The sequence below is a fragment of the Algiphilus sp. genome (assembly GCF_965216485.1).
Classification (GTDB): domain Bacteria; phylum Pseudomonadota; class Gammaproteobacteria; order Nevskiales; family Nevskiaceae; genus Algiphilus.
On record NZ_OZ244162.1, the window covers coordinates 1,190,025 to 1,212,168 of the forward strand.

Sequence of the window (22,144 nt, forward strand, 5' to 3'; positions counted from 1 at the left end):
TAGCAGGCGCCGGGCGCGCGCCCCCGGCGCTTTGCATTGCGGCGGTGTCCGGCCTACAATGCCGCCCCTTTTTCCGGCGGTCCGGACCGCCAATGCGAGATCATTGCCTATGCCCAGCGTCCGCGTTCGTGACAACGAGCCCTTCGAAGTTGCCATTCGCCGTTTCAAGCGCACCTGTGAGCGCGCCGGCGTCATCACCGACGTCCGCAAGCGCGAGTACTTCGAGAAGCCCAGCCAGGAGCGCAAGCGCAAGCGTGCCGCTGCCGTGAAGCGGCAGATGAAGCGCGTCTCGCGTGAGACCGCCCGCCGTACGCGCCTCTATTAAGGACGCATACCGCAGCCATGAGCACGCTCAAGGAGCGGCTTTCGGCGGACATGAAGACCGCGATGCGCGCGGGTGACAAGCCACGACTGGCGGTCATCCGCATGCTGCAGGCGGCCATCAAGCAGCGCGAGATCGACGAGCGTATCGAGCTCGACGACACGGCTGCGCTGTCTATTGTCGAAAAGCAGGTGAAGCAGCGCCGCGATGCCGCCGCGCAGTACCGCGACGGTGGTCGCGAGGAATTGGCCGCGCAGGAGGATTTCGAGGCCGGGGTGCTGGCGGAGTACCTGCCGCAGCCGCTCGACGAGGCCGCGCTCGCTGCGCTCATTGACCAGGCCATTGCCGAGACCGGTGCGGCTGCCATGGGCGACATGGGCAAGGTGATGGCATGGCTCAAGCCCCAGGTGGCCGGACGCGCGGACATGGGGGCGCTCTCCGGCAAGGTGCGCGCCAAGCTCCAGTAGGCACCAGGCGCGGCGCGCGCGTGCAGCGCGGCGGTGTCGGCCTCGCCTCAGCGACAGGGGGCGATAGAATGCAGCGGCCAGTCGCGCTCCGCGAGTGCCCATCGTGAACGGCCGCATACCGGAATCCTTCATCAGCGATCTGCTGTCGCGCGTCGACATCGTGGACGTGATTGCGCCGCGCGTTGAACTCAAGCGCGCCGGCCGGGAGTGGCGCGGCCTGTCGCCCTTCTCCAACGAAAAGACCCCGAGCTTCTTCGTCAGTCCGGCGAAGCAAATGTACTTCGATTTCAGTTCGGGGCAAAACGGCAACGCCATCGGTTTTCTCATGGCTTTCGACCGCCTCGACTTCGTCGAGGCGGTCGAAGAGCTGGCGCGTTCCATCGGCGTCGAAGTGCCGCGCGAGAGTGGCGGGCGCGCCCGACCGCGGGTTTCCACCGAGGGGCCGCTGGCAGCGCTGGAACAGGCGCAGCGCCATTTCGAAGCGTCCTTGCGTCAGTCTCAGACGGCCATCGACTATCTCAAGGCGCGCGGCATCGACGGTGCCACAGCGCAGCGCTTCGGTATCGGCTTTGCGCCGGACCGCTGGGACAGTCTGACCCAGCAGTTCAGGGATCCGGGCCCGGCGCTGGCCGCCGGCTTGTTGATTGCCCGCGGTGACGATCCCGCCAACGGCTGCTACGACCGCTTCCGCAATCGCATCACTTTCCCGATCCGCGACACGCGCGGCCGCGTCATCGCCTTTGGCGGGCGGACCCTCGGGGACGATCCCGCGAAGTACCTCAACAGTCCCGAAACCGACCTCTTTCACAAGGGGCGCCAGCTCTACGGGTTGTATGAGGCCCGGCAGGCGCTGCAACACCCGGCGCAGCTCTATGTGGTGGAGGGTTATATGGACGTGGTGGGCCTCGCGCGCCATGGGGTGGAGGGCGCCGTGGCCACCCTGGGGACCGCCACAACCGCCGACCATTTGCATCTCCTCTTCCGAAGCACGCGGCGTGTCATCTTCTGCTTCGACGGTGACGCTGCCGGCAAGCGGGCAGCGTGGAAGGCGCTGGAGCAGGCACTGCCTACGCTTGGCCCCGGGCGTGAAGTGCGCTTCATGTTCCTGCCCGACGGCCACGACCCGGACAGCCTGATTGCCGAAGAGGGCGAGGCGGCCTGGGAGCAGGCGGTGGCTGCCGCGCAGCCGCTCAGCCGTTTCCTGCTCGACCGCCTGGCGGCGGACTGCGATCTGACCACTCCCGACGGCCGCGGTCAGCTCATCGCCCAGGCGGCCCCCTATCTGGCGCGCATGGAGGATGCCGCGACCCGAACCGCCATCATCGATGCGCTGGTGCCGCGCACCCATCTGGCCCGTGCCGACATCGAAGCGGCCTTGCGCGGCGGTCGGTCATCGCAGCAGACATCGACGGCGTCCGCGCGCAACGCCGCCAGCAACGGCGCGCCAAGACGACAGCGGCCGGTGGGCCGCGCCCTCCAGTTGCTGCTGGATCAGCCGACGCTGGCGCAGCGCGTGCGCGACCTCGATGAGCTGGCGCAGGTCAACCAACCCGGCATGGAACTGCTGGTCGCGGTGCTCGATCACCTCATCGAGGAACCGGACACCACCGCGGCCGGTCTCATTCAGGCGTGGGCGGATCGTGAGCAGCGGCAGCAGCTGGAGGTGCTGGCGCGGCCGATGGCGGTACCGCCATCCGAGCCGGAAGCGGAATTCGACGACATCGTCGCGCGCCTGCGCGACCGTGGTCGCCGCTTGCGCGTCGAGACCCTGCTGCAGGCTGCGCGCGAGCGCGAGCTGAGCGCAGGCGAAACCGAGGAACTGCGCGCGCTGACGGCGGCGCGTTCCGGACGTGGAGGCTGAGGCACGGACCGCGATCTATTGAAGCAACGACCAACCGCCCTGATATACTGTCAGGTTCCCAGTGGAAGAATGCGCGTGAGACTGTCTGCATGAATCTTGAAAAGCAGTCCCAGATGAAGCTGCTCATCGCCCGCGGCAAGGACAAGGGTTACCTGACCTACGCGGAAGTGGCGGACCATCTGCCTGAAGTGGTCGATTCCGAACAGATCGACGACATTATTAGCATGATCCAGAACATGGGGATCACCGTCCATGAAGAGACGCCGGACGATGAAACCCTGTTGCTGTCGAACACCACCGGTTCCGACAGCGAAGAGGATGATGAAGCGGTAGAAGAGGCTGCAGCCGCCCTCGCGGCGTTGGATGACCAGTTCGGTCGCACCACCGATCCGGTGCGCATGTATATGCGCGAAATGGGTAGTGTCGAGCTGCTCGACCGGGAAGGCGAAATTCGCATCGCCAAGCGCATCGAGGAAGGCCTGAACGAATCCATGCGCGCGGTGGCCCAGCTCCCCGAGTCGGTGGCCATCATGCTTGAGGCTTGGCAGGCACATCAGCAGGGCGAACGCCGCCTGGCCGAGATCGTTGCCGGATTCATCGACCCGGAGACGGGCTATCCGGAAGGGCAGGGGCCTGAAGCAGAGGCCGAAGCGGCGGACGCTGACGTGGACGCCGATGCCGACGAAGAGGAAGACGACGACGAGTCCACCACTCCGAGTGGACCGGACCCGGAAATCTGCGCCGAGCGATTTGAAGAGCTGCAGCGCCTCTACGATCAGGCCTGGGACGCGCTCGAGAAGCAAGGTGCTGGCAACAAGAAGACCGAGGAGGCGCGCGAAGCGCTCGCCTACCATGTCATGCGCTTCAAGATGTCGCCCAAGCTGCACGCCGAAATCATGGGCAATCTGCAGGCGCGCATCGAGCAGATCCGCAACACCGAGAAGCGCATCCTTCGCATCTGCGTCAATGAAGCCGGCATGTCACGCGAGGACTTCCGTCAAAAGTTCCTCAACTACGAGACCGACCCGGAACTGATCGACAAGATGATCCGTGCCAAGCGCTCCTATTCGCGGGAGATCGCGGCGCGGCGCGATGAGCTGGTCGGTCTGCAGAATGATCTGCGCCAGATCGAGGCGGACAACCTGATCACCATCGCGGAGATCAAGGACATCAACCGCCGCGTGGTCATGGGAGACGCCAAGGCCAAGCGTGCCAAGAAGGAGATGGTTGAGGCGAACCTCCGCCTCGTGATCTCCATCGCCAAGAAGTACACCAACCGCGGCCTTCAGTTCCTTGACCTGATTCAGGAAGGCAACATCGGCCTGATGAAGGCGGTGGACAAATTCGAATTCCGCCGCGGCTTCAAGTTCTCCACCTACGCCACCTGGTGGATTCGCCAGGCCATCACGCGCTCGATCGCCGACCAGGCTCGCACCATCCGCATTCCGGTGCACATGATCGAGACGATCAACAAGCTCAACCGCATCTCCCGTCAGATGCTTCAGGAGTATGGCCGCGAGCCGACGCCGGAAGAATTGGCCGAGCGGATGGAGATGCCGGAAGACAAGGTCCGCAAGGTCATGAAGATCGCCAAGGAGCCGATCTCCATGGAGACGCCCATCGGCGACGATGAAGATTCGCATCTGGGCGACTTCATCGAAGACCTGGCGGCCATTTCCCCGGTGGATTCGACCACCGGCGAATCCCTGCGCGAGGCGACCTACTCGATCCTGTCGAGTCTGACGCCGCGCGAAGCCAAGGTGCTGCGCATGCGCTTCGGTATCGACATGAATACCGACCATACGCTCGAAGAAGTCGGCAAGCAGTTCGACGTGACCCGCGAGCGTATCCGTCAGATCGAAGCCAAGGCGCTACGCAAGCTACGTCATCCGACACGCGCGAACTATCTGCGCAGCTTTCTGGATGAGACCGGAGGGGGCGGCTAGAACACGCCCCCGCGTTCACCGGTCATTGCTGCTTGTACATCAGGCAGCAATGACCGGTGCGACATCCGAGTTGGAGCGCGTGGCTGCGTTCGCCTCGGATGATGTTTCACGATGCGTACCTTCAGGGCCACGCGGTACGAGCTGGTTTTACGCCCGATTCCGATGGTTCATGCGCACGCTGAAGAATCGCGAATGGCCTAGCCCATTCCAGAGTCCGAGTGGCGCCCCCCCATAAATGCATACGCCCATCATTAATGGGCGTATAGGGTATTGAAGCGCAAGCTCGAAGCGAAAGCACGCAATCATTCAATTGCGCTGCAAGCCCTGCAACCGACGACGACTGTCGGTAGCGGGGTGCTTATTCTCCGGCCTGACCCTCCCTGTCGGGATAGGCCGGGGTGTAGAGCGCCGCTTCCTGGCGCGAGTAGTAGGCGGCCAGGGCCTTGATGTCGCCATCGGAAAGATTGGCGGCCTGTCCGTTCATGATGGCGTTGTTGCGTTCGCCGGAGCGGTACTGCTTCAGGGCCTGTTCCAGATAGCTCTGGTGCTGGCCGGCAAGGATCGGGTAGCTGGGCTGCAGGGCCTCGTCGCCACGCTGTCCGTGGCAGGCCGCGCAGGTGCCTACTAATTGCTCCAAGGGGCGGCGTTCTTCCTCGGCCACGGCGGTGGTCGCGACACAGAAGGTCAGCAAGGCAAGGGTTTTGCGCATGAGGTCGGTCGTCCTTTGCAGCGTCGGCTTAGCGCTTAGGCGCTTGCGAGAAGAAGGCGGCGAGATCAGCGATGTCCTGATCGGTCATCAGGTTGGCCTGGGCTCGCATGGTGGGGTGCTGGCGATCACCGGAGCGATAAGCCTTGAGCGACGCGGCAAGATACGCCGCGTTCTGTCCGCCGAGCTTGGGTACCCGGTAGGTGGGATACACGTTGTTGTAGTCGGCGATGCCGTGACAGCCCATGCAGGTATCTGCCAGCGTGGCGCCCCGCTCCGGATCACCGGCGGCGTTGGCTGCCGTGGTGAGGGCGCCGGCAAGGGCCAGGGCCAAAACGCTCAGACCTCTCATGTACAAATAACTCCGCGTGAGGAAGCCCGCAGGCGTCCAGTTTCGAGGGGGCGCAATGATCGCTGAAGCCGCCCGTGGGGTCAATATGACGACGCAGCAACAGGCGGCTGTTCCGCTTTTGCTAATGTTGCCCGATGGCAGACGATACGCCCAAGCAGGACGACGGCGGGGCGCCACCCGCGCGGGGGGATGGCTCGCATGAGCTCGATCTCGCCGCGGTCGATCTGGGCTCCAACAGTTTCCACATGCTTGTCGCCCGCATTGGCAGTGATGGCCTGATGCAGGTCATTGACCGTTTGCGCGAGCCGGTACGGCTGGCTGGCGGTCTGGATTCGGATCTGCGCCTGTCGGTGGAAGCGCGCGAGCGTGCGCTGCGCTGCCTGGCCCGCTTTGGCGAGCGCATTCAGCACCTGCCCAAGCGCAATGTGCGCGTTGTAGGCACCAATACCCTGCGCGAGATGCACCAGGGCTTCGCCTTCATCGAAACGGCCGAGGCTGCCTTGGGTCACAACATCGAGGTCATCTCAGGGGCCGAGGAAGCGCGTCTGGTGTACGAGGGGGTGACGCGCGGCCTGGAAGCGGACCAGCGCCGGCGCCTGGTCGTCGATATCGGCGGCGGCAGTACTGAGTTGGTCATCGGGGATGCCCATGGGCCGCGCTTCTTGGAAAGCGTCGCGCTTGGCTGTGTGGTGCATACCCAGCGCTTTTTCGAGGATGGCAACATCACCCGCAAGCGTTTCCAGGCGGCACGACTGGCGGCGCGCGTCGAGCTGGAGTATTTGGAACGGCAGTATCGTGAGGCCGGCTGGGACATCGCCATCGGTTCCTCCGGTACGGTGCGCGGGATCTGGCGCGTGCTGATGGCCTACGGCTGGTGTGACGACGAAATCACCCGCGAGGGGCTCGAACAGCTGATCGACGTGGTGATTGCCACCGGGCGCATATCGGCCATCAAGTTCGAGGGCTTGCGCGAAGATCGGCGTCCCGTCTTCCCGGGTGGCGTGGCGGCGCTCGCCGGGGTCTTCGACAGCCTCGGGATCGAGCGCATGCGGACCTCCGACCGCGCGCTGCGCGAGGGGTTGATCTACGACATCTGCGAACGCAATGGCGGCGACGCCATTCGCAGCGAGAGCGTGCTGGTGACGGCCCGCCGCTACGGCGTCGATGAGGCCCATGCCCGCGATGTTGCCGATACCGCCCGCCACGCCCTGGCGCAGGTCGTCGAGCCCTGGGGGCTGCAGCATCCGCAGTGCGAGCGTCTGCTGGAGTGGGCCGCACTGCTGCACGAGGTGGGGCTGTCGGTATCGCACGCCTCGTACCACAAGCATGGCGAATACATCCTGCGCAACATGGACATTCAGGGCTTCTCGCAGACCGAGCAGAAGCTCGTCTCGGTGCTGGTGCGACTGCACCGCGGCAAGCTGTCGAGCAGCGTCCTGGATGGGGTGCCGGGGTCGTGGGCGCAGCCGATCAAGCGGCTGGCCATCTTGCTGCGCCTCGCCTATCTGCTCAATCGTTCGCGCAAGCCGGGAGTCGTACCCGCCTTTGCCTTGCGTGCCACGCGCAATGGCCTGCATCTGGAACTGCCCGGACGCTGGCTGGAGAACAATCCCCTGACCTGCGCCGATCTGGAGCGTGAAGCCGGCCAGCTCAAGGCGGCGGGCTATCGCCTGAGCTTTCGCTAGCGCTTCCGGCTTTCGTCGATCCGGCCTCGACCGGGTGCGTCACGGGTCTCGGGCGGGGCACGCCCGGTAGCGCCCGCGCTACCATGCGCGCTTCCGACCCAGATCGCCCCAGGCATGCAGCAAGAATATGAAGCCGCCGCCGTTGAGCGCGCCGCGCAAGACTTTTGGTTGAAGAACGCAAGTTTCGCCGCCGAACCGGCCGATGGCTGGGGTGCCGATCGCGAAACTTTCTATTGTCTATCGATGTTTCCGTACCCCAGCGGCAAGCTGCACATGGGGCACGTGCGGAACTACACCATCGGCGACGTGATTGCGCGCGTGCAGCGCATGCGTGGTTTTCAGGTTCTGCAGCCCATGGGCTGGGACGCCTTCGGTCTGCCAGCCGAAAACGCTGCCATGGACAAAGGCGTACCGCCCGGCAAATGGACGCGTGACAACATCGATGCGATGCGCGATCAGTTGCAGCGTCTGGGTTTCGGCTACGACTGGTCGCGGGAGTTCGCTACCTGTGATCCTGGCTACTACCGCTGGCAGCAGTGGTTCTTTCTTCGACTGTGGGATGCCGGATTGGTAGAGCGGCGCAATGCCGTGGTCAACTGGGATCCTGTCGATCAGACCGTGCTTGCCAACGAGCAGGTCATCGACGGGCGTGGCTGGCGCTCCGGCGCACTGGTCGAACAGCGCGAGATTCCGCAGTGGTTCATTCGCATCACCGACTATGCCGACGAGCTGGTGGATGATCTCGACAAGCTCGAGGGGTGGCCCGACGCCGTTCGAACCATGCAGGCCAACTGGATCGGTCGCTCGCGTGGCGTCGAGATCGACTTCGGGCTGGCCGACCGCGAGGGCCATCTCAGGGTATACACCACACGGCCGGATACGCTCTATGGCGTGACCTACATGGCAGTAGCGCCCCAGCATCCGCTGGCGCGCGAGGCCGCCGCGCGCGACCCGGAGGTGGCCCGCTTCATCGAGGAGCTGCAGCGCAGCGCGACCTCCGAAGCGGCCATGGAGACCGCCGAAAAGCGCGGCATGGCCCTCGGCATTGACGCCATCCACCCGTTGACCGGTGCGCGCATCCCGGTCTGGACGGCCAATTTCGTGCTCATGGCCTACGGCGCGGGTGCGGTCATGGCCGTCCCTGCGCATGACGAGCGCGATCACGCTTTCGCCCATGCCTACGGACTGCCGATCCGTTCCGTAATCGGCGCCGACGCCTCGGGGCCGGCCGACATCAGCGACGCCGCCTTTACGGAGCGCGGCGTACTGCACCACTCGGATACCTTCAGTGGCATGGATTCGTCCACCGCCTTCGAGGCCATAGCCCAGCATCTCACCGAGGCCGGCCAGGGCCGCATCCGTATCAACTACCGGTTGCGCGATTGGGGTGTGTCGCGCCAGCGCTACTGGGGCTGTCCGATCCCTGTGGTCTACTGCGACGATTGCGGCGCCGTACCGGTCCCGGATGATCAGCTCCCCGTGCGTCTGCCGGAACACCTGACGCCGGACGGTTCGGGTAATCCACTGGCCAAGGACCCGGACTTCCTGCATTGCGACTGCCCCAGGTGCGGCAAGGCCGCGCGACGCGAAACCGATACCTTCGACACCTTCATCGATTCCTCCTGGTATTTCGCGCGCTTCGCCAGCGCCTTCAGCGAGCAAGCCATGCTCGACGACGGCGCACGGCGCTGGATGCCGGTGGACCAGTATGTCGGCGGCGTCGAGCACGCGGTGCTGCATCTGCTGTACGCGCGCTTTTTCACCAAGCTTATGCGGGATCAGGGGCTTCTGGATTGCGATGAACCCTTCAAGCGTCTGCTGACGCAAGGCATGGTGGTCGCGCCGACTTTCTTCCAGGAAGGCAGCGATGGCCGCCGCCGCTGGTTCAACCCCCTCGATGTACAGCTGCAGCGCGACGAGCGCGGTGCCGTGCTGTCGGCCACCGCCGTGGCGGACGGCAGCGCGGTGCAGGTGGGCGGCATCGAGAAGATGTCCAAGTCGAAGAACAACGGCGTCGATCCGCAGGCCATGATCGATGCCCACGGTGCGGATGCCGTACGCCTGTTCATGATGTTCGCGGCTCCGCCGGATCAGTCCCTGGAGTGGTCCGATGCCGGGCTGGAAGGTGCAAGTCGCTTCCTGCGTCGCCTGTGGCGACAGGTGCACGAGCACGTCGCCCGTGGCGCGGTGTCAGCGCCGCCTTTCCTGGACAGCGATGCCAAGGCCTTGCGTCGCCAGCTGCACGAGACGCTGCAGAAGATCGATGCTGATGTGACCCGGCGTCAGGTATTCAATACCGCCGTCGCGGCCTGCATGGAACTGCTCAACGCCGTCTCGCGCGTGAACCAGGACAACGCCGGCATGCACGCTGTCGTGCGAGAAACCCTGGAGGCACTGGTGCGCGTGCTGTCGCCCATCACGCCCCATATCACTCACAGCTTGTGGTTCGCGTTGGGACACGACACGCCGGTCATCGATGCGCCCTGGCCGCAGCCGGACCCGTCGGCACTCGTGGCCGACGAGGTGACCCTGGTGGTGCAGGTCAACGGCAAGTTGCGTGGCCGCATCACGGTGCCGGCCGACGCCAGCCAGGACGACATCCTCGCGCGCGCCACGGCCGACGAGGCGGTCGCGCGTCATATCGATGGCCAGCCGCTACGCAAGCAGATCGTCGTGCCCGGCAAACTGGTGAACCTGGTCGTATGACGCTGCCCGTCGGCCACCGCGTGGCGCTGCTGGGACTGTGCATTGCGCTTCTGTCCGGCTGTGGGTTTCAGCTCCAGGGCAGCCGCGATCTGCCCTATGCGCTGCAACGGGTGTTCATTGACAGCGACAACCCCTATACCGTGGACGATCCACCGGTGGCGGTCGCGCTGGGCGCGCGCCTACGCCGCCAGGGCGCCACCGTGACGGGCGACCGAGGCCGTGCCCATAGTGTGCTGGTGATCACCGACGTGGAAGAGCGCTCCGAAGTGCTGTCCATCGATCAGCAAGGCCGCGCCATCGAGTTCGACGTCATTGTGTCGGCCACCTATCTCTTGCGGTCGAAACGGGGCGAGGTGCTGGTCAAGCCGGAGACCCTGACCGCGCGCCGCGCGCTGAGCTTTCCCAGTGAGCAGATTCTGCCCAAGGAAGCCGAGGAAGCGCGGCTACGGGAATTCCTGCAGGGGGAGCTGGCGGAACTCATCCTGCTGCAGTTGCAGGCGCGTCTGGACGCCGATCAACCATCCGAGCCAGCATCGTCCCCCTAGTGCAGCGTAGACGCCAGCCATTGCGCTGGGTGTTCCACCGGTAGCGGTAGACCGGCTTCGCGCAAGGCGGAGATCAGGTGCAGTCGACAGCCCACATTGGCGCATAGCAGACGATCCACCGGGTTTTCCTGCAGTGCACGCACGATGGGGGCAGCCAGACGGTCGGCGCGTTCGGCCTGCTCCAGGAAATGCAGTCCGGCGGCGCCGCAGCAGCCGTCCATCACCGGCAACACATCTACGCGTGCTCCGGGTACCTGACGCAGAACTGCAAGCATGGTGCGCTCGTCACGCAGCACATTGCGCTGGGTACAGGGCAGCCAGACCGCGACGCGCTCGTCGCGGGCGACAAGGCGCAGCGCTTGCGGGGCATCGTGCAGCAGCGCCCATAGCGAGGTCAGCCGTCCGTTAAAGGGCGGTGGGCGGTCGTCGGACGACGCACTGTGGTCGGCATCCTGCAGCCACGCGGTGCAGCCACTTGCCAGCGAGACGATATGGGTGTGCTCGGCGAAGGCGTTGGCGTTGCGCTGGATCGCCTGGTGGGCGGTACCTCCGGCGCCGCCGTGCTGTTCGAGGGCGCCGCAGCAGTCCTGTGACCGGGGCGCGTGCCAGCGCCACCCGGCCGCGCTGAGCAGTTGCTGGGCCCCGCGTACCGCATGCTGGTCCGGCCCTTCGCCCAGACAGCCGGTGAACAGGCCAACCTGACCTTGAGGCGGCGGCGCGCCGCGGCGCGGGCGACGGGCCCACGGCAGCGTTGGCAACCGGCGCAATGCCACGCCGAGACGCGTGCCCGCGAGAAGGGAGCGTGCGATCGCCACCATGCCAAGGCGTTGCAAGAGGAAGAGCGCACGAAACACGCCACGTCGGAGGGTTGGGTGGTGCAGCAGCCAGGCCTTGCGCCTTGCCAGTCGCGCGCGCGGCGGCGCATGTTCAGCGAGCATCGCCTGGCCGGCATCGAAGAGTTGCCCGTAGCGGACATCGGCAGGGCAGACGCGCTCGCAGGCGCGGCAGCTCAGACAGTCGTCGATGGCATGGGTGATGGCCTCGTCCGGTTGAACCTGCCCACTGGCGATGGCCTGCAGCAATGCGATGCGTCCGCGCGGGGATTCGGATTCCTCGCGATCCAGTGCATAGGTCGGGCAATGCGGCAGGCACAGACCGCATTTGACGCAGCGATCCGCCTCCTGTTGCACGCGCTGTGCCTTGGATGCGGCTTTGTCGTTTACGAAGGCAGCAGTGGTGCTTGGTACACTCCGCGGCCTTTCATTGCTTGGCAAGCTCTCATGCACAGGAATCAGTATCGCATGGCATCCGGGCGTTTCGTCGTCGCATGCCTGATGGCGAGCGCAATGGGTGTCGCCAGTGCGCAGGAGGCCTCGGATACCGCTCAGGGGTGGTCGGGTGATCTCGCGGCGGGCTTCGTGGCGTCCAGCGGCAACAGCGAATCGCGCAGTGCCAACGCCAGCGCCGCGCTGAAGTGGGACACCACCGACTGGGTGCACCATCTCAGCGGCAAGGCGCTGAACACCACGGATGAAGGCGACCGCACGGTGGAGCGCTACACCGCGGGCTACAAGCTGGATTTCAACTTCACCAAGGCCGATTTCGCCTTTGTTGCACTGTCCTTCGAGAAGGATCTTTTCGGTGGTGTACGCGAGCGCACGAGTGAGACGGTGGGTTACGGCCGCCGGCTTATCGATACCGAGCGGCATGCGCTCAATGTGGAACTCGGCGGCGGTCTGCGGCAGATCGAGTTCCAGGAGCCCGAAGGTGCGCAGGAATCGGAAGGCATCGGCCGCTTCGGTCTGGATTACGAATGGCAGATCGCGGACGCGAACAAGCTGCGTCAGCAGATCAATGTGGAGACCGGCTCGGCCAACACCTCCACCGAATCGATCACCGAGCTGCGGCTATCGGTTGTCGGCAATCTGTTCGCGGTATTGAGCTATACCGTGCTGAACAATTCGGACGTGGGTCCCGGTGACGACAAGACGGACACCTACACGGCGCTCAACCTGAGCTATAGCTTCGGGTCGTCATGAGCGACCCGTCCGCTGGCTACTACCAGCACCATCTCTTCTTCTGCTGCAATCGCCGGGATGCCACCGCAGCCCGCCCCTGCTGCGCGGCCCACGGGGCCGAGCGCGTGCGTGCCTACGCAAAGGAGCGCATCAAGGCGCTGGGCTGCAACGGGCCCGGCCAGGTCCGTATCAATATGGCCGGCTGTCTGGACCGCTGCGAGCTGGGACCGGTGCTGGTGGTCTACCCTGAAGGGGTCTGGTATCGCTATCTCGACGAAGAGGATATTGACGAGATCATCGAGGAGCACATCGGCAAAGGCCGTCCCGTGGAGCGCCTGCGACTGCCCTGATTGCGGGAGACATTAGAGCAGCGGTTGCTCGATCGCCAGCGGATTCTCGCCCTTGGGTGGGCGCATTTCGCGCGGACGCGGGTCGACAGGGACGGGTGCCTCCTCCTCGCGGCTGGTTAGCCAGACAAGCATGTCGAAGTAGGTGCGGACGTGGCCCACGTAATGCACGGCCTCGGGTCCACGCGCATAGCCATAGCGCAGCTGCTTGTAGTGCCGGGGTTGCGTCAGCAGCGGCAGATGCTGACGCACATCGACCCAGCGATCCGGATCATCGCCCATACGCTCTGTCAGACGGCGTGCATCCAGCACATGACCGAGCCCGATGTTGTAGGCGGCCAGCATGAACCAGCTGCGATCCGGCTCCTGAATCGATTCGGGCAGGCGGCCGTGCAGCGAGCGCAGATAGCGCGCCGCCCCGGCAATGGCTTCGGATGGGTCGGTGCGGTCCGAGATATTCAGAAAGCGCGCCGTCTGCTGCGTGATCTGCATGATGCCGCGCACCCCGGTGGGACTGACCGCCGAATTGTCCCAGTGCGACTCCTGATAACCCACGGCCGCGAGCAGGCGCCAGTCAATGCCGTTTTCCTTCGCCGCCTGCTCGAACTTCTCGCGGTAGCGCGGAAGGCGGGTTTCGAAATGCGTTGCCAGAGTCACGGCATCGACATAGTCGAGGCGTTCGATATGCCCGAAGTAGCGGTCACGCAGGCGCTGAAGCTCCTTCTTGCCCAGCAGGCGCAGATAGTGACTGAGCTCGTGATAGAGGGAATCGCCTTGCTCGGGCGCCAGTGCCCACGCCAGCGGGCGCGGTGCGCCCAATTGACGGACCACGGCCAGGCGCGGGTAATAGCGTCTGGTGATGGCAACCAGATCCGAGCCGGCCACCGTCAGATCCAGTTCACCGTTGGCGACTTCACGCAGCAGGGCTTCCGGCTCGGCATCGGTGCGGGTGTCCCACTTCAGTGAAGGGATCTCGGCTTCGAGTTGCTCCAGCCAGGTGGCGTGCGCACTGCCGCCGGGCACGATGATGGGGGATTCCAGCGCCTCCAGGTCCTCTGCTTCTGGATTGCCCATTTTGCGCACCAGTTCTGGCGTTCGGTAACGCAGCGGGCGGCTGAAGCGCATGGCCTGCGCGCGCTCTGCGGTCACCGGCATGGAGATGGCGGCCATCTGCGCATTGCCCGAAAGCACCTCAGTGAGGGCATCCTCCGGTGTGTCGACCAATACGATATCGAGCGACACCCCCAGATAGTCGGCGAAGTCGTTGGCAAGGTCGTAGTCGAAGCCGGTGTAGCCCGCAGGACCCAGGTAGTAGCTCGTGGGATCGTTGACCATGGCGGCACGCAGAACGCCGGTCTTCTGAATCTGTCGCAACGCGTCTTCGCGACCACTGTAGGTGGACAGCAGGACGGCAAGCAGGAGCCACGCGATCACACGCAGCGTTGCCTTGGCTTCGTTCCATTCGAAGCGCCATCGTGTCCCGGAGTCCATGCGCGCAGCGTAGCGTAGGACGTGCACCTACGGCAGTCCGATCTGCGACAGGCCGGACCATGACGGCACCTGGCGCGTAAAGCACCACTCCTCTGTAGAATACGCACCCCTGGAGGGGGTCCGAAGTGGGCGAGCCGTGACCGATGTGCCTGTGGCACATCGCAGCACGGTGAGCGCCTGACGGTGTCATCGTCAGGCCGGACCATGACGGCACCTGGCGCGTAAAGCACCACTCCTCTGTAGAATGCACACCCCTGGAGGGGTACCGAAGCGGTCATAACGGCACCGACTCGAAATCGGTTGGGGGCTTACGCCCCACGTGGGTTCGAATCCCACCCCCTCCGCCATCTTCGCAACAGGGCTGACCCGGGTCAGCCCTTTTTGTTGGGCTTGCTGCAGCGCGACTTGCGGACCAGGCACCGCAGAGTACATTGGGAGTCGCGCCGGTATCGGATCACCCGCCATGCAGCAACTCTTCTGGCTCGGAATGCTCGCTGCCGCGGCTACAGTCGCCAACGCCCAGCCGCGCGAAATTTCCAGCTTTCGCTACGACGGCCGCCTCATTCAGCTCGGCGATTCGCGGGCAGAAGTCGCATCGGTCCTCGGCGCGCCCAATGCACGGCTGACCCTGGAGAATCGCGTGGGTGCGGCGGTGGGCCAGCGCTGGGAGTACTGGAATATCGGCAGCGGTTACCAGAAGTACGCGCTGAGCGTGTACTTCGCTGGCGGGCGTGTCAGTCGCTTGGAACAGGACGTCCGTCGCTAAGGCACCAAGGCGCAGGTCGCGACGGAAGCCGATACGTTGGAAGCCGTCGTGCCGTGTCCTATGCGCATTCACCTGGCTGCCGTTGGCGACTCAGCGCCGATCGCCCCGCGCCGGGGACGGCCATCGCTGGTACCGCAGATCGTCCAGCTGAGTCCGCTTGTCTACCCGGGTTGATGCGCGTAAGAGCCGACCTGACAATGCGTTCATGCAAGCAACCCTTGAAAACCTCGCCCAAGCGGTCAACGCGGCAACGGATCTCGAAGCGCTGTCGCGCCCGATTCTCGAGCTACTCGAAGCCGTTACCGGCATGGAGTCGACCTACCTGACTACGGTCGATCTTCAGGCGGGGCAGCAGCACATCCTGTACGCGCGCAACACGCGGGCCATGAAGATTCCAGAGGGCCTGAGCGTCGACTGGAACGACACGCTCTGCAAACGTGCTCTGGAGGAAGAGCGCCCCTACACCGATGACGTGCCGGGCATCTGGGGGGACTCTGCGGCAGCCCGTGCGCTGGGCATACAGACCTATCTGAGCCATCCGGTGCAACGCGCCGACGGCGAACTGTACGGAACACTGTGCGCGGCCAGTGATGCGCGGCACACTCTGAACGGCCAGACCATGAATCTGCTGTCGCTGTTTGCGCGTCTGATCGCGCATCAGGTCGAGAGAGAGCAGGCCATCCTTGATTTGCGTCGTGCCAATGAAAGCCTTTCGGCGGAAAGCCGTATCGATGCGTTGACGGGGGTAGTGAACCGCCGCGGCTTGATGACGGCACTGCGCGACACCCTGAAGACAGCGGAGCGTCACGGCTATCCGGTGCATGTGCTGTTCATCGATCTCGACGGTTTCAAAGCCATCAATGACACCCACGGGCATGACGTCGGCGACCGCTTCCTCATGCAGATTGCGCGCCGACTCAAGGAGGGCGTGCGCGCGGGCGACATCGTGGCCCGCTACGGTGGGGATGAATTCGTGGTGGTGACCACGTCCGACCAGCCGGCGGAACTCCGCGAACGCCTGCAGCGGACGCTTGGCATGCCCTTCTCGGATCAGGGGCAGGTGATCGCTGCGGGAGGTGGAAGTATCGGGCTGACCCGTGCAGAGCAGGGCGAAGTGGACGCGGAGCGGGTACTGGCACGCGCCGATGCCGCCATGTACGAAATCAAGAAGACGCGGCGCGCGGATCGGAACCGCTAACCACCAGCGGGCTCTGACGCGGAGCCCCGCAATCGACCTTCCGTAGGGTGGGGGATTGCGTTCAGCGAGCGCACTGCCCTGGCAACGGTCGGGCGACTCCGCGATACTGCGAAGCCTGTCGATCAGGGGAAGCACTATGGCGAACTTCGGAAAGGGCTGGTGCGTGAGCGTCGCTCTGGCACTCGTGGCTTGCGGCGGTGGGGCGGCGCAGGAGCCGACATTGCCCGATGACACGGTACAAGTGGTCTTCACCGCCACGGAGAATACCGACGGCGTATGCGGGCCCCAACGCGTGGCACGGGTCAACAAGGAGGCCACGGGGCTGGACGCGCTGTATGGCGATATCGCCTTCGTGGACGTGCGCGATGGCGCTGCCACCCGCTTGCCCCTGCAGCTCGTCTTCCGCGGCTGGGATGACGCCGGTATCTCCGAAGACCGGGTGCAGACCGGTCTGAATAGCGCCACTCCTTGCGATCAACTGCGCATCGAAATGGAAGTGGACTACTGCTTCCATGGCGCGACCCGGCCGGAGCGCACGGCCTGCCCGCTGTTGCAGATCGAAGCCGAAGGCTTCGCTAGCGCTGAGTTGCTTGCCGACAAGAGCGAGAAACTGCCGCCCGGTCGCTAGTTTCGGGCTGCGCTAGCCCAGGTCAATGCCGCTGCACAGCAGCGCGAGCAGACCCAGCGCAACCTGCCACGGTTTGACCTTGGCCTGCTCCCGCGGCGCTGCCTTGTCCGCTTGGGCTGCGGACGCAAGCGCGCCAGGGAGACGATGATTCCGTAGCGCCGTTGCGTCGAACGGGGGTGTTGCGCGTTGACGGCGGGTGCGGTGGCTGTGGCTGCGACGCGTGGTGTGAGCGTGGACCGGCATGGGGCTACTCCGTTGGAGCGGATGGAGGCCCAGCTTGATCGTCGGGTGGCTCATGCGGTGAGCCTGCCGAAAAACTATTGCGCCGCCGCTTGCACCCGTGCCCGAAGGCCATCGGGCGCAAGCACTTCCACCTCGCGCCCGTGGCGAAGAATCTCCATCACCAACTCCTCGTCGTGACGGTAGGGGATGCGCAGGGTGCAGCGCCCTTGAACGTCTAGGGTGGATTCCTGCTCCGGATGCCAGGTTTCGTCCTTTACCCAGCGCGAGCGCTCGGCGGAAAACCGAAGGACCGCCCACTGGTCGGGTTGTCCCGAAAATATGCCGTAGGCCGCACCGAGTTCTGCTTGCAGGCTGGAGTCGTCAATGTCGATGGCGTCGTCGTGGCCCAGTTCGACGTGCACGATGGCATCGACCGAAAAATTGCGCAGTCCTTCGCGCAGGTGGCACCAGCCGTCGAGATACCAGTTGCCGCGATAGAAGATCAGTCGCTGTGGAGACACTTCGCGCTCGGTCACCGAGTCCCGCGAGCGCGTCCAGTAACGCATCTGCAGACGTCGCCGGGTCATGACCGCGTGCGCCACAGTCGGGAAGCTGCTCGACAGCCGGCGCCGTACTCCGGTCTGAAAGACATGGACTCGCTTCTGCAACTGTTCGAGGGCGATGCCCTGATCGCCGAGCAGGTCCACCAGCCGTTGCCGCAGCAGCATCAGCGGTTCGCCCAGCATTTCCTGGTCCATCTGCTGCATGAGCGCGTCCATGGTCAGCAGGCCGTGCAATTCCTCGGCAGAAAACCACAGGCCGGGCAGCTCAAAGCGAGCGTCGTCGGGGTTGGTGCGGTCGTAGCGGTAGCCCCCGGCATCGCGGTCATAGACGATGGGGGCGCGGTAACGGTCGCGCAGGTATTCGATATCGCGTTTGAAGGTGGCGCGCGAGACCTCCAGGTGATCGAGGAAGTGCTGCAGCGGCAGGCAGGCGCCGCTGCGCAGGCGGCGATGGATGTAGTAGAAGCGTTCGCCGCGCTCCATGCGCTCAGGCGGCCGGATCCAGCGAGCGATTCTCCGAGACCGCACGCTGGCAGAAGCCGGCAATGCGCTCCACCAACTGCGCCCGCGCCTCGCTGGTTTCGGGCGCGGCGGCAGTCGGGCCGCTCAGTGCCTCGGTCATCGCGCCGACCAGGCAGGCGGCGGCGATAGCGGCATCCTGCGGCGGAAAGGCGCCATCGTGGATACCGTCCTCCAGGATCCGCTGAAAGACCTTGCCCACCCGCTTGCGATGCTGCTGGCGGGCGGCGTCAAGATCGGGCTCCACCGGCTCGACCATGAAGGCGTGGGCAAGATGCGGCCCGTCCAGGGCGCGACCGACGTAGCGCCGCACAGCCTGCGCGAGCCGCTGTGGGGCAGGGGCGTGCGAGACCGCAATGGCTTCGAGCAGCCGGATCTCCTGGTCGGCGGCGGCACTGAGCACGTCGATGAACAGCTCCGCCTTGGAAGGGAAATAGCGGTACAGCGAGCCGGTGGAGAGGCCGGCCGCGTCGGCGATGGCGGCCATCTGGGCGTGACGGAAACCGCCGCGGGCAATGATGCGTCGCGCGGCTTCGCGAATGCGCTGGCGGTTGTCGTCAAGGCGCGCCTGCATGCGCGCAGATCGGCGGTAAGCCATGGTCTGCAGCATCATCCTCGCTTTTGCTGAATCTTACTTCACATCTTGCGACGGGGTGACTAGACTCCTGCGCCTCTGCCACGAACCGGACGCGACATCATGGAATTGGCCGCTCTCAACCACGACCTCGGCGCCGATCTCGACGCCCTGCGCGACGCTATCACCGCCTTCGTGCGTCGCGAAATCGCACCCATCGCTGCCGAAGTCGATGAGAGCAACACCTTCCCGCGCGCACTGTGGCCGAAACTCGGGGAACTGGGGGTGCTCGGCATGACCGCCTCGGAAGCCTATGGCGGCATGAATATGGGCTACCTGGCCCACGTCGTGGCGATGGAGGAGATTTCGCGCGCCTCGGGCAGCATCGGCCTGTCCTATGGCGCGCATTCCAATCTGTGCGTCAATCAGCTCGACAAGAACGGATCGGAGGCGCAGAAGCAGAAGTATCTGCCCAAGCTGATCAGCGGCGAGCACGTCGGCGCGCTGGCGATGAGCGAACCCGGTGCCGGCTCGGATGTGGTCAGCATGAAGCTGCGCGCCGATCGCAAAGGCGACCACTACGTGCTCACCGGCAACAAGATGTGGATCACCAACGGTCCGGACGCCGATACCCTGATCGTCTACGCCAAGACCGATCCCGAGGCCGGCCCGCGCGGCATCACCGCCTTCATCATCGAGAAGGGCATGCCCGGTTTCCGTACCGCGCAGAAGCTGGACAAGCTGGGCATGCGTGGCTCCAACACCTGCGAACTGGTCTTCGATGGCTGCGAAGTGCCGGCCGAGAACGTGCTGGGTGCGGAAGGCAAGGGCGTCAACGTGTTGATGTCCGGCCTCGACTACGAGCGCGTCGTGCTGGCAGGCGGCGCCATCGGCCTGATGCAGGCGGCACTGGATATCGTCGTGCCCTATGTGCACGAACGTCGGCAGTTCGATCAGCCGATCGGCGAGTTCCAGCTCATGCAGGCCAAGCTCGCGGACATGTACGTCGGCACCTCCGTCTGCCGTTCCTACGTCTACGCCGTGGCGCGCGCCTGCGACCGCGGTGAGACCACCCGCAAGGACGCCGCCGGCGCCATCCTGTACGCGGCCGAAAAGGCAACCTGGGCCACCGGTCAGGCGATCCAGGCCCTGGGCGGCAACGGCTACATCAACGAGTACGCCACCGGGCGTCTGTGGCGCGACGCCAAGCTCTACGAGATTGGCGCCGGCACCTCGGAGATCCGCCGCATGCTCATCGGCCGCGAATTGTTCGAGGAAACGCGCTAGGCGCTTCCCACCGGCGCGCCGAGAGCCTCGCGGATCTCGTCCAGAATCGCCGGGTCGTCAATGGTGGCCGGCACGCTGGGAGACTCGCCATTGGCAATGGCGCGCATGGTCTTGCGCAGCACCTTGCCGGAGCGGGTCTTGGGCAGTCGCTGCACGACGTAGGCGCGCTTGAAGGCGGCCACCGCCCCGATCTCGTCGCGCACGCGCTGGATCAGCTCGGCGATGAGATTGTCGTGGTCCTGCGACACGCCGGCCTTCAGCACCACCATGCCCACCGGTAGCTGTCCCTTGGTGGTATCCTCCACGGCGATCACGGCGCATTCGGCCACCGCCGGATGCCCGGCCAGCACCTCTTCCATGGCGCCGGTGGACAAGCGGTGGCCGGCCACATTGATGATGTCGTCGATGCGCGACATCACCCAGACGTAGCCATCCGGATCGATCTTGCCGGCATCGCCGGTGAGGTAATGGCCGCGGTAGCGGCTCAGATAGTGCTCGCGGAAGCCATCCTCGTTGTTCCAAAGAGTGGGCAGGGTGCCCGGCGGCAGTGGCTGCTTGATGACGATGTTGCCAATGCCGTCAGCCGGTACCGGCTGGCCGTCGTCGTCGAGCACGCGGATATCGAAGCCGGGCACCGGCAGACCGGCGGCGCCGGAACGTACGGTGCCTTCCTCGATACCGCGACACACTGCGGCCACAGGCCAGCCCGTCTCGGTCTGCCACCAGTGGTCCACCACGGGCACCTTGAGCAGACCGGCCGCCCAGGCGATGGTGTCCGGATCGCAGCGTTCGCCCGCCAGGTACAGAGCCTCGAAGTGGGAGAGGTCATAGCGCTGCAGATGCTCGCCCTTGGGGTCTTCCTTCTTGATCGCGCGGAAGGCGGTGGGCGCGGTGAACAGCGTCTTGACGCCGTGCTCGGCACAGACACGCCAGAAGGCGCCGGCATCGGGTGTACCCACCGGCTTGCCTTCGTATAGGACCGTGGTACAGCCGGCCAGCAGCGGGGCGTAGACAATGTAGGAATGGCCCACGACCCAGCCCACGTCGGAGGCCGCCCAGAAGACCTCGCCGGCGTCCATGTTGTAGACGGCCTTCATGGAATAGTGCATGGCCACGGCGTGTCCGCCGTTGTCGCGCACCACGCCCTTGGGCTTGCCGGTGGTGCCCGAGGTATAGAGCACATAAAGCGGATCGGTCGCCTCGACCGGCACACAGTCGGCGGGCGCGGCGGCGGCCACGGCCTCGGCCCAGTCGGTATCCCGGCCCGGCGTCAATTCGGCAGTGCACTGTGGCCGTTGCAGCAGAATGCAGGCTTGGGGCGCACTGTGACTGGCGGCGATGGCGGCGTCCAGCAAGGGCTTGTAGGGGATGACGCGGCTGCCCTCAATGCCGCAGGACGCCGTCAGGATCAATTTCGGTTTGGCATCGTCGATGCGCTTGGCGAGTTCCGGCGCGGCGAAGCCGCCAAAGACGACGGAATGCACCGCGCCAATGCGCGCGCAGGCCAGCATGGCGATGGCAGCCTCCGCCACCATGGGCATGTAGATGACCACGCGGTCGCCTGCCTCGACGCCGCGGGCGCGCAGCGCGCCAGCCAGGCGTGCCGTGGCCTCGCGCAGTTCCGAAAAGCTGAGGCGTCGCGTCTGGCCGGTGACCGGGCTGTCGTGGATCAGTGCAATCGCGTCGCCTCGGCCAGCGTCAACGTGACGGTCGACCGCGTTGTAGCAGGTGTTCAGGCGCCCGCCAACAAACCAGCGCGGGGCACCGTCGGGGTCCTCATGGCTCAGCACCTGATCCCATTTTCGGTCCCAGACCAGTGCCTCGGCCTTCTCCGCCCAGAAGCCGGATGGATCGTCCATGGAGCGCGCGTGTTCGCGTGAGTAATCGCCGTTGGCCATGTGGTCTCCTCTGATTATTGATCTATGTGCAGTGTGCGGCGCC

Annotated in this window: 21 protein-coding genes and 1 tRNA gene; 14 read left to right on the plus strand and 8 right to left on the minus strand. The window is 65.1% G+C overall.

All coding sequences use genetic code 11. The features are described 5' to 3' along the window. The first annotated feature begins 109 nt into the window (after positions 1 to 109). From rpsU to rpoD, 4 genes are all read left to right on the plus strand, one after another. Positions 110 to 325 carry a 30S ribosomal protein S21 gene (rpsU, locus tag ACOOFO_RS05465; protein ID WP_223055296.1) on the plus strand — a complete coding sequence of 72 codons (216 nt, stop codon included), beginning with the start codon at positions 110 to 112 and terminating at the stop codon, positions 323 to 325. 17 nt (positions 326 to 342) lie between these two features. Next, a complete protein-coding gene (locus ACOOFO_RS05470; protein ID WP_420428763.1) occupies positions 343 to 789 on the plus strand; it encodes a GatB/YqeY domain-containing protein in 447 nt (148 codons plus the stop codon). 103 nt (positions 790 to 892) lie between these two features. Beyond that, a complete protein-coding gene (gene dnaG / locus ACOOFO_RS05475) occupies positions 893 to 2,650 on the plus strand; it encodes a DNA primase (RefSeq protein ID WP_420428765.1) in 1,758 nt (585 codons plus the stop codon). Positions 2,651 to 2,739: 89 nt separating this feature from the next. Next, positions 2,740 to 4,596, plus strand: coding sequence for an RNA polymerase sigma factor RpoD (gene rpoD, locus ACOOFO_RS05480; protein WP_420428767.1), 1,857 nt, complete (start codon positions 2,740 to 2,742; stop codon positions 4,594 to 4,596). 358 nt (positions 4,597 to 4,954) lie between these two features. Here the strand turns inward: rpoD and ACOOFO_RS05485 are convergent, their stop codons facing one another. Then, positions 4,955 to 5,305, minus strand: a complete 351-nt coding sequence (locus ACOOFO_RS05485; protein ID WP_420428769.1) for a c-type cytochrome — start codon at positions 5,303 to 5,305, stop codon at positions 4,955 to 4,957. A 28-nt stretch (positions 5,306 to 5,333) separates the two neighbouring features. Next, entirely contained in the window at positions 5,334 to 5,654 is a 321-nt protein-coding gene (locus tag ACOOFO_RS05490; protein WP_420428771.1) for a c-type cytochrome, read from the minus strand. A 134-nt stretch (positions 5,655 to 5,788) separates the two neighbouring features. Between ACOOFO_RS05490 and ACOOFO_RS05495 the strand changes: the two genes are divergently transcribed. From ACOOFO_RS05495 to lptE, 3 genes are all read left to right on the plus strand, one after another. Continuing rightward, positions 5,789 to 7,339, plus strand: a complete 1,551-nt coding sequence (locus ACOOFO_RS05495; RefSeq protein WP_420428773.1) for an exopolyphosphatase — start codon at positions 5,789 to 5,791, stop codon at positions 7,337 to 7,339. A gap of 114 nt (positions 7,340 to 7,453) precedes the next feature. After that, positions 7,454 to 10,045: a leucine--tRNA ligase gene (gene leuS, locus ACOOFO_RS05500; protein ID WP_420428775.1), complete on the plus strand. Its 2,592-nt coding sequence runs from the start codon at positions 7,454 to 7,456 to the stop codon at positions 10,043 to 10,045. After that, positions 10,042 to 10,590 carry an LPS assembly lipoprotein LptE gene (lptE, locus tag ACOOFO_RS05505; RefSeq protein ID WP_420428777.1) on the plus strand — a complete coding sequence of 183 codons (549 nt, stop codon included), beginning with the start codon at positions 10,042 to 10,044 and terminating at the stop codon, positions 10,588 to 10,590. Before leuS ends, lptE begins: the two co-directional genes overlap by 4 nt. Here lptE and ACOOFO_RS05510 read toward each other — a convergent pair. After that, a complete protein-coding gene (locus tag ACOOFO_RS05510; RefSeq protein WP_420428779.1) occupies positions 10,587 to 11,780 on the minus strand; it encodes a (Fe-S)-binding protein in 1,194 nt (397 codons plus the stop codon). The two genes, lptE and ACOOFO_RS05510, sit on opposite strands and share 4 nt — an antisense overlap. Before the next feature lie 111 nt (positions 11,781 to 11,891). Here ACOOFO_RS05510 and ACOOFO_RS05515 point away from each other — a divergent pair, with 111 nt between their 5' ends. Then, entirely contained in the window at positions 11,892 to 12,629 is a 738-nt protein-coding gene (locus tag ACOOFO_RS05515; RefSeq protein WP_420428781.1) for a DUF481 domain-containing protein, read from the plus strand. Next, complete coding sequence (locus ACOOFO_RS05520) at positions 12,626 to 12,958, plus strand: (2Fe-2S) ferredoxin domain-containing protein (RefSeq protein ID WP_420428783.1); 333 nt, start codon at positions 12,626 to 12,628, stop codon at positions 12,956 to 12,958. Before ACOOFO_RS05515 ends, ACOOFO_RS05520 begins: the two co-directional genes overlap by 4 nt. Positions 12,959 to 12,970: 12 nt before the next feature. Here ACOOFO_RS05520 and mltF read toward each other — a convergent pair whose 3' ends face one another. Then, positions 12,971 to 14,446 carry a membrane-bound lytic murein transglycosylase MltF gene (gene mltF, locus ACOOFO_RS05525; protein ID WP_420428785.1) on the minus strand — a complete coding sequence of 492 codons (1,476 nt, stop codon included), beginning with the start codon at positions 14,444 to 14,446 and terminating at the stop codon, positions 12,971 to 12,973. 256 nt (positions 14,447 to 14,702) lie between these two features. Between mltF and ACOOFO_RS05530 the strand changes: the two genes are divergently transcribed. From ACOOFO_RS05530 to ACOOFO_RS05545, 4 genes are all read left to right on the plus strand, one after another. Next, positions 14,703 to 14,793: transfer RNA gene (locus ACOOFO_RS05530), tRNA-Ser, on the plus strand. A gap of 116 nt (positions 14,794 to 14,909) precedes the next feature. After that, positions 14,910 to 15,212: a hypothetical protein gene (locus ACOOFO_RS05535; protein ID WP_420428787.1), complete on the plus strand. Its 303-nt coding sequence runs from the start codon at positions 14,910 to 14,912 to the stop codon at positions 15,210 to 15,212. A gap of 205 nt (positions 15,213 to 15,417) precedes the next feature. Next, a complete protein-coding gene (locus ACOOFO_RS05540) occupies positions 15,418 to 16,410 on the plus strand; it encodes a diguanylate cyclase (protein WP_420428789.1) in 993 nt (330 codons plus the stop codon). A 136-nt stretch (positions 16,411 to 16,546) separates the two neighbouring features. Beyond that, positions 16,547 to 17,038 carry a hypothetical protein gene (locus ACOOFO_RS05545; protein WP_420428791.1) on the plus strand — a complete coding sequence of 164 codons (492 nt, stop codon included), beginning with the start codon at positions 16,547 to 16,549 and terminating at the stop codon, positions 17,036 to 17,038. Between the two features lie 12 nt (positions 17,039 to 17,050). Here ACOOFO_RS05545 and ACOOFO_RS05550 read toward each other — a convergent pair whose 3' ends face one another. The 3 genes from ACOOFO_RS05550 to ACOOFO_RS05560 all read right to left on the minus strand — a co-directional run bounded on the left by ACOOFO_RS05550 (position 17,051) and on the right by ACOOFO_RS05560 (position 18,940). Beyond that, positions 17,051 to 17,281: a hypothetical protein gene (locus tag ACOOFO_RS05550; protein WP_420428793.1), complete on the minus strand. Its 231-nt coding sequence runs from the start codon at positions 17,279 to 17,281 to the stop codon at positions 17,051 to 17,053. A gap of 74 nt (positions 17,282 to 17,355) precedes the next feature. Continuing rightward, the gene (locus ACOOFO_RS05555) at positions 17,356 to 18,306 is read right to left on the minus strand and encodes a helix-turn-helix transcriptional regulator (protein WP_420428795.1); all 951 of its coding nucleotides are present in this window, start codon (positions 18,304 to 18,306) and stop codon (positions 17,356 to 17,358) included. A 4-nt stretch (positions 18,307 to 18,310) separates the two neighbouring features. Further along, entirely contained in the window at positions 18,311 to 18,940 is a 630-nt protein-coding gene (locus ACOOFO_RS05560; RefSeq protein ID WP_420428797.1) for a TetR/AcrR family transcriptional regulator, read from the minus strand. 99 nt (positions 18,941 to 19,039) lie between these two features. Between ACOOFO_RS05560 and ACOOFO_RS05565 the strand changes: the two genes are divergently transcribed. Further along, complete coding sequence (locus tag ACOOFO_RS05565) at positions 19,040 to 20,203, plus strand: isovaleryl-CoA dehydrogenase (RefSeq protein WP_420428799.1); 1,164 nt, start codon at positions 19,040 to 19,042, stop codon at positions 20,201 to 20,203. On the opposite strand, the gene ACOOFO_RS05570 is transcribed toward ACOOFO_RS05565, so the two are convergent. Then, a complete protein-coding gene (locus tag ACOOFO_RS05570; protein WP_420428801.1) occupies positions 20,200 to 22,101 on the minus strand; it encodes a propionyl-CoA synthetase in 1,902 nt (633 codons plus the stop codon). The two genes, ACOOFO_RS05565 and ACOOFO_RS05570, sit on opposite strands and share 4 nt — an antisense overlap. Between the last annotated feature and the right edge of the window lie 43 nt (positions 22,102 to 22,144).

Excerpts from the sequence above, each read along its gene's own strand:
- rpsU (WP_223055296.1), top strand. The coding sequence starts at position 110 with ATGCCCAGCGTCCGCGTTCGTGACAACGAGCCCTTCGAAGTTGCCATT.
- ACOOFO_RS05470 (WP_420428763.1), top strand. The coding sequence starts at position 343 with ATGAGCACGCTCAAGGAGCGGCTTTCGGCGGACATGAAGACCGCGATG.
- rpoD (WP_420428767.1), top strand. The coding sequence starts at position 2,740 with ATGAATCTTGAAAAGCAGTCCCAGATGAAGCTGCTCATCGCCCGCGGC.
- ACOOFO_RS05485 (WP_420428769.1), bottom strand. The coding sequence starts at position 5,305 with ATGCGCAAAACCCTTGCCTTGCTGACCTTCTGTGTCGCGACCACCGCC.
- ACOOFO_RS05490 (WP_420428771.1), bottom strand. The coding sequence starts at position 5,654 with ATGAGAGGTCTGAGCGTTTTGGCCCTGGCCCTTGCCGGCGCCCTCACC.
- ACOOFO_RS05495 (WP_420428773.1), top strand. The coding sequence starts at position 5,789 with ATGGCAGACGATACGCCCAAGCAGGACGACGGCGGGGCGCCACCCGCG.
- leuS (WP_420428775.1), top strand. The coding sequence starts at position 7,454 with ATGCAGCAAGAATATGAAGCCGCCGCCGTTGAGCGCGCCGCGCAAGAC.
- lptE (WP_420428777.1), top strand. The coding sequence starts at position 10,042 with ATGACGCTGCCCGTCGGCCACCGCGTGGCGCTGCTGGGACTGTGCATT.
- ACOOFO_RS05515 (WP_420428781.1), top strand. The coding sequence starts at position 11,892 with ATGGCATCCGGGCGTTTCGTCGTCGCATGCCTGATGGCGAGCGCAATG.
- ACOOFO_RS05520 (WP_420428783.1), top strand. The coding sequence starts at position 12,626 with ATGAGCGACCCGTCCGCTGGCTACTACCAGCACCATCTCTTCTTCTGC.
- mltF (WP_420428785.1), bottom strand. The coding sequence starts at position 14,446 with ATGGACTCCGGGACACGATGGCGCTTCGAATGGAACGAAGCCAAGGCA.
- ACOOFO_RS05535 (WP_420428787.1), top strand. The coding sequence starts at position 14,910 with ATGCAGCAACTCTTCTGGCTCGGAATGCTCGCTGCCGCGGCTACAGTC.
- ACOOFO_RS05540 (WP_420428789.1), top strand. The coding sequence starts at position 15,418 with ATGCAAGCAACCCTTGAAAACCTCGCCCAAGCGGTCAACGCGGCAACG.
- ACOOFO_RS05545 (WP_420428791.1), top strand. The coding sequence starts at position 16,547 with ATGGCGAACTTCGGAAAGGGCTGGTGCGTGAGCGTCGCTCTGGCACTC.
- ACOOFO_RS05550 (WP_420428793.1), bottom strand. The coding sequence starts at position 17,281 with ATGCCGGTCCACGCTCACACCACGCGTCGCAGCCACAGCCACCGCACC.
- ACOOFO_RS05555 (WP_420428795.1), bottom strand. The coding sequence starts at position 18,306 with ATGGAGCGCGGCGAACGCTTCTACTACATCCATCGCCGCCTGCGCAGC.
- ACOOFO_RS05560 (WP_420428797.1), bottom strand. The coding sequence starts at position 18,940 with ATGGCTTACCGCCGATCTGCGCGCATGCAGGCGCGCCTTGACGACAAC.
- ACOOFO_RS05565 (WP_420428799.1), top strand. The coding sequence starts at position 19,040 with ATGGAATTGGCCGCTCTCAACCACGACCTCGGCGCCGATCTCGACGCC.
- ACOOFO_RS05570 (WP_420428801.1), bottom strand. The coding sequence starts at position 22,101 with ATGGCCAACGGCGATTACTCACGCGAACACGCGCGCTCCATGGACGAT.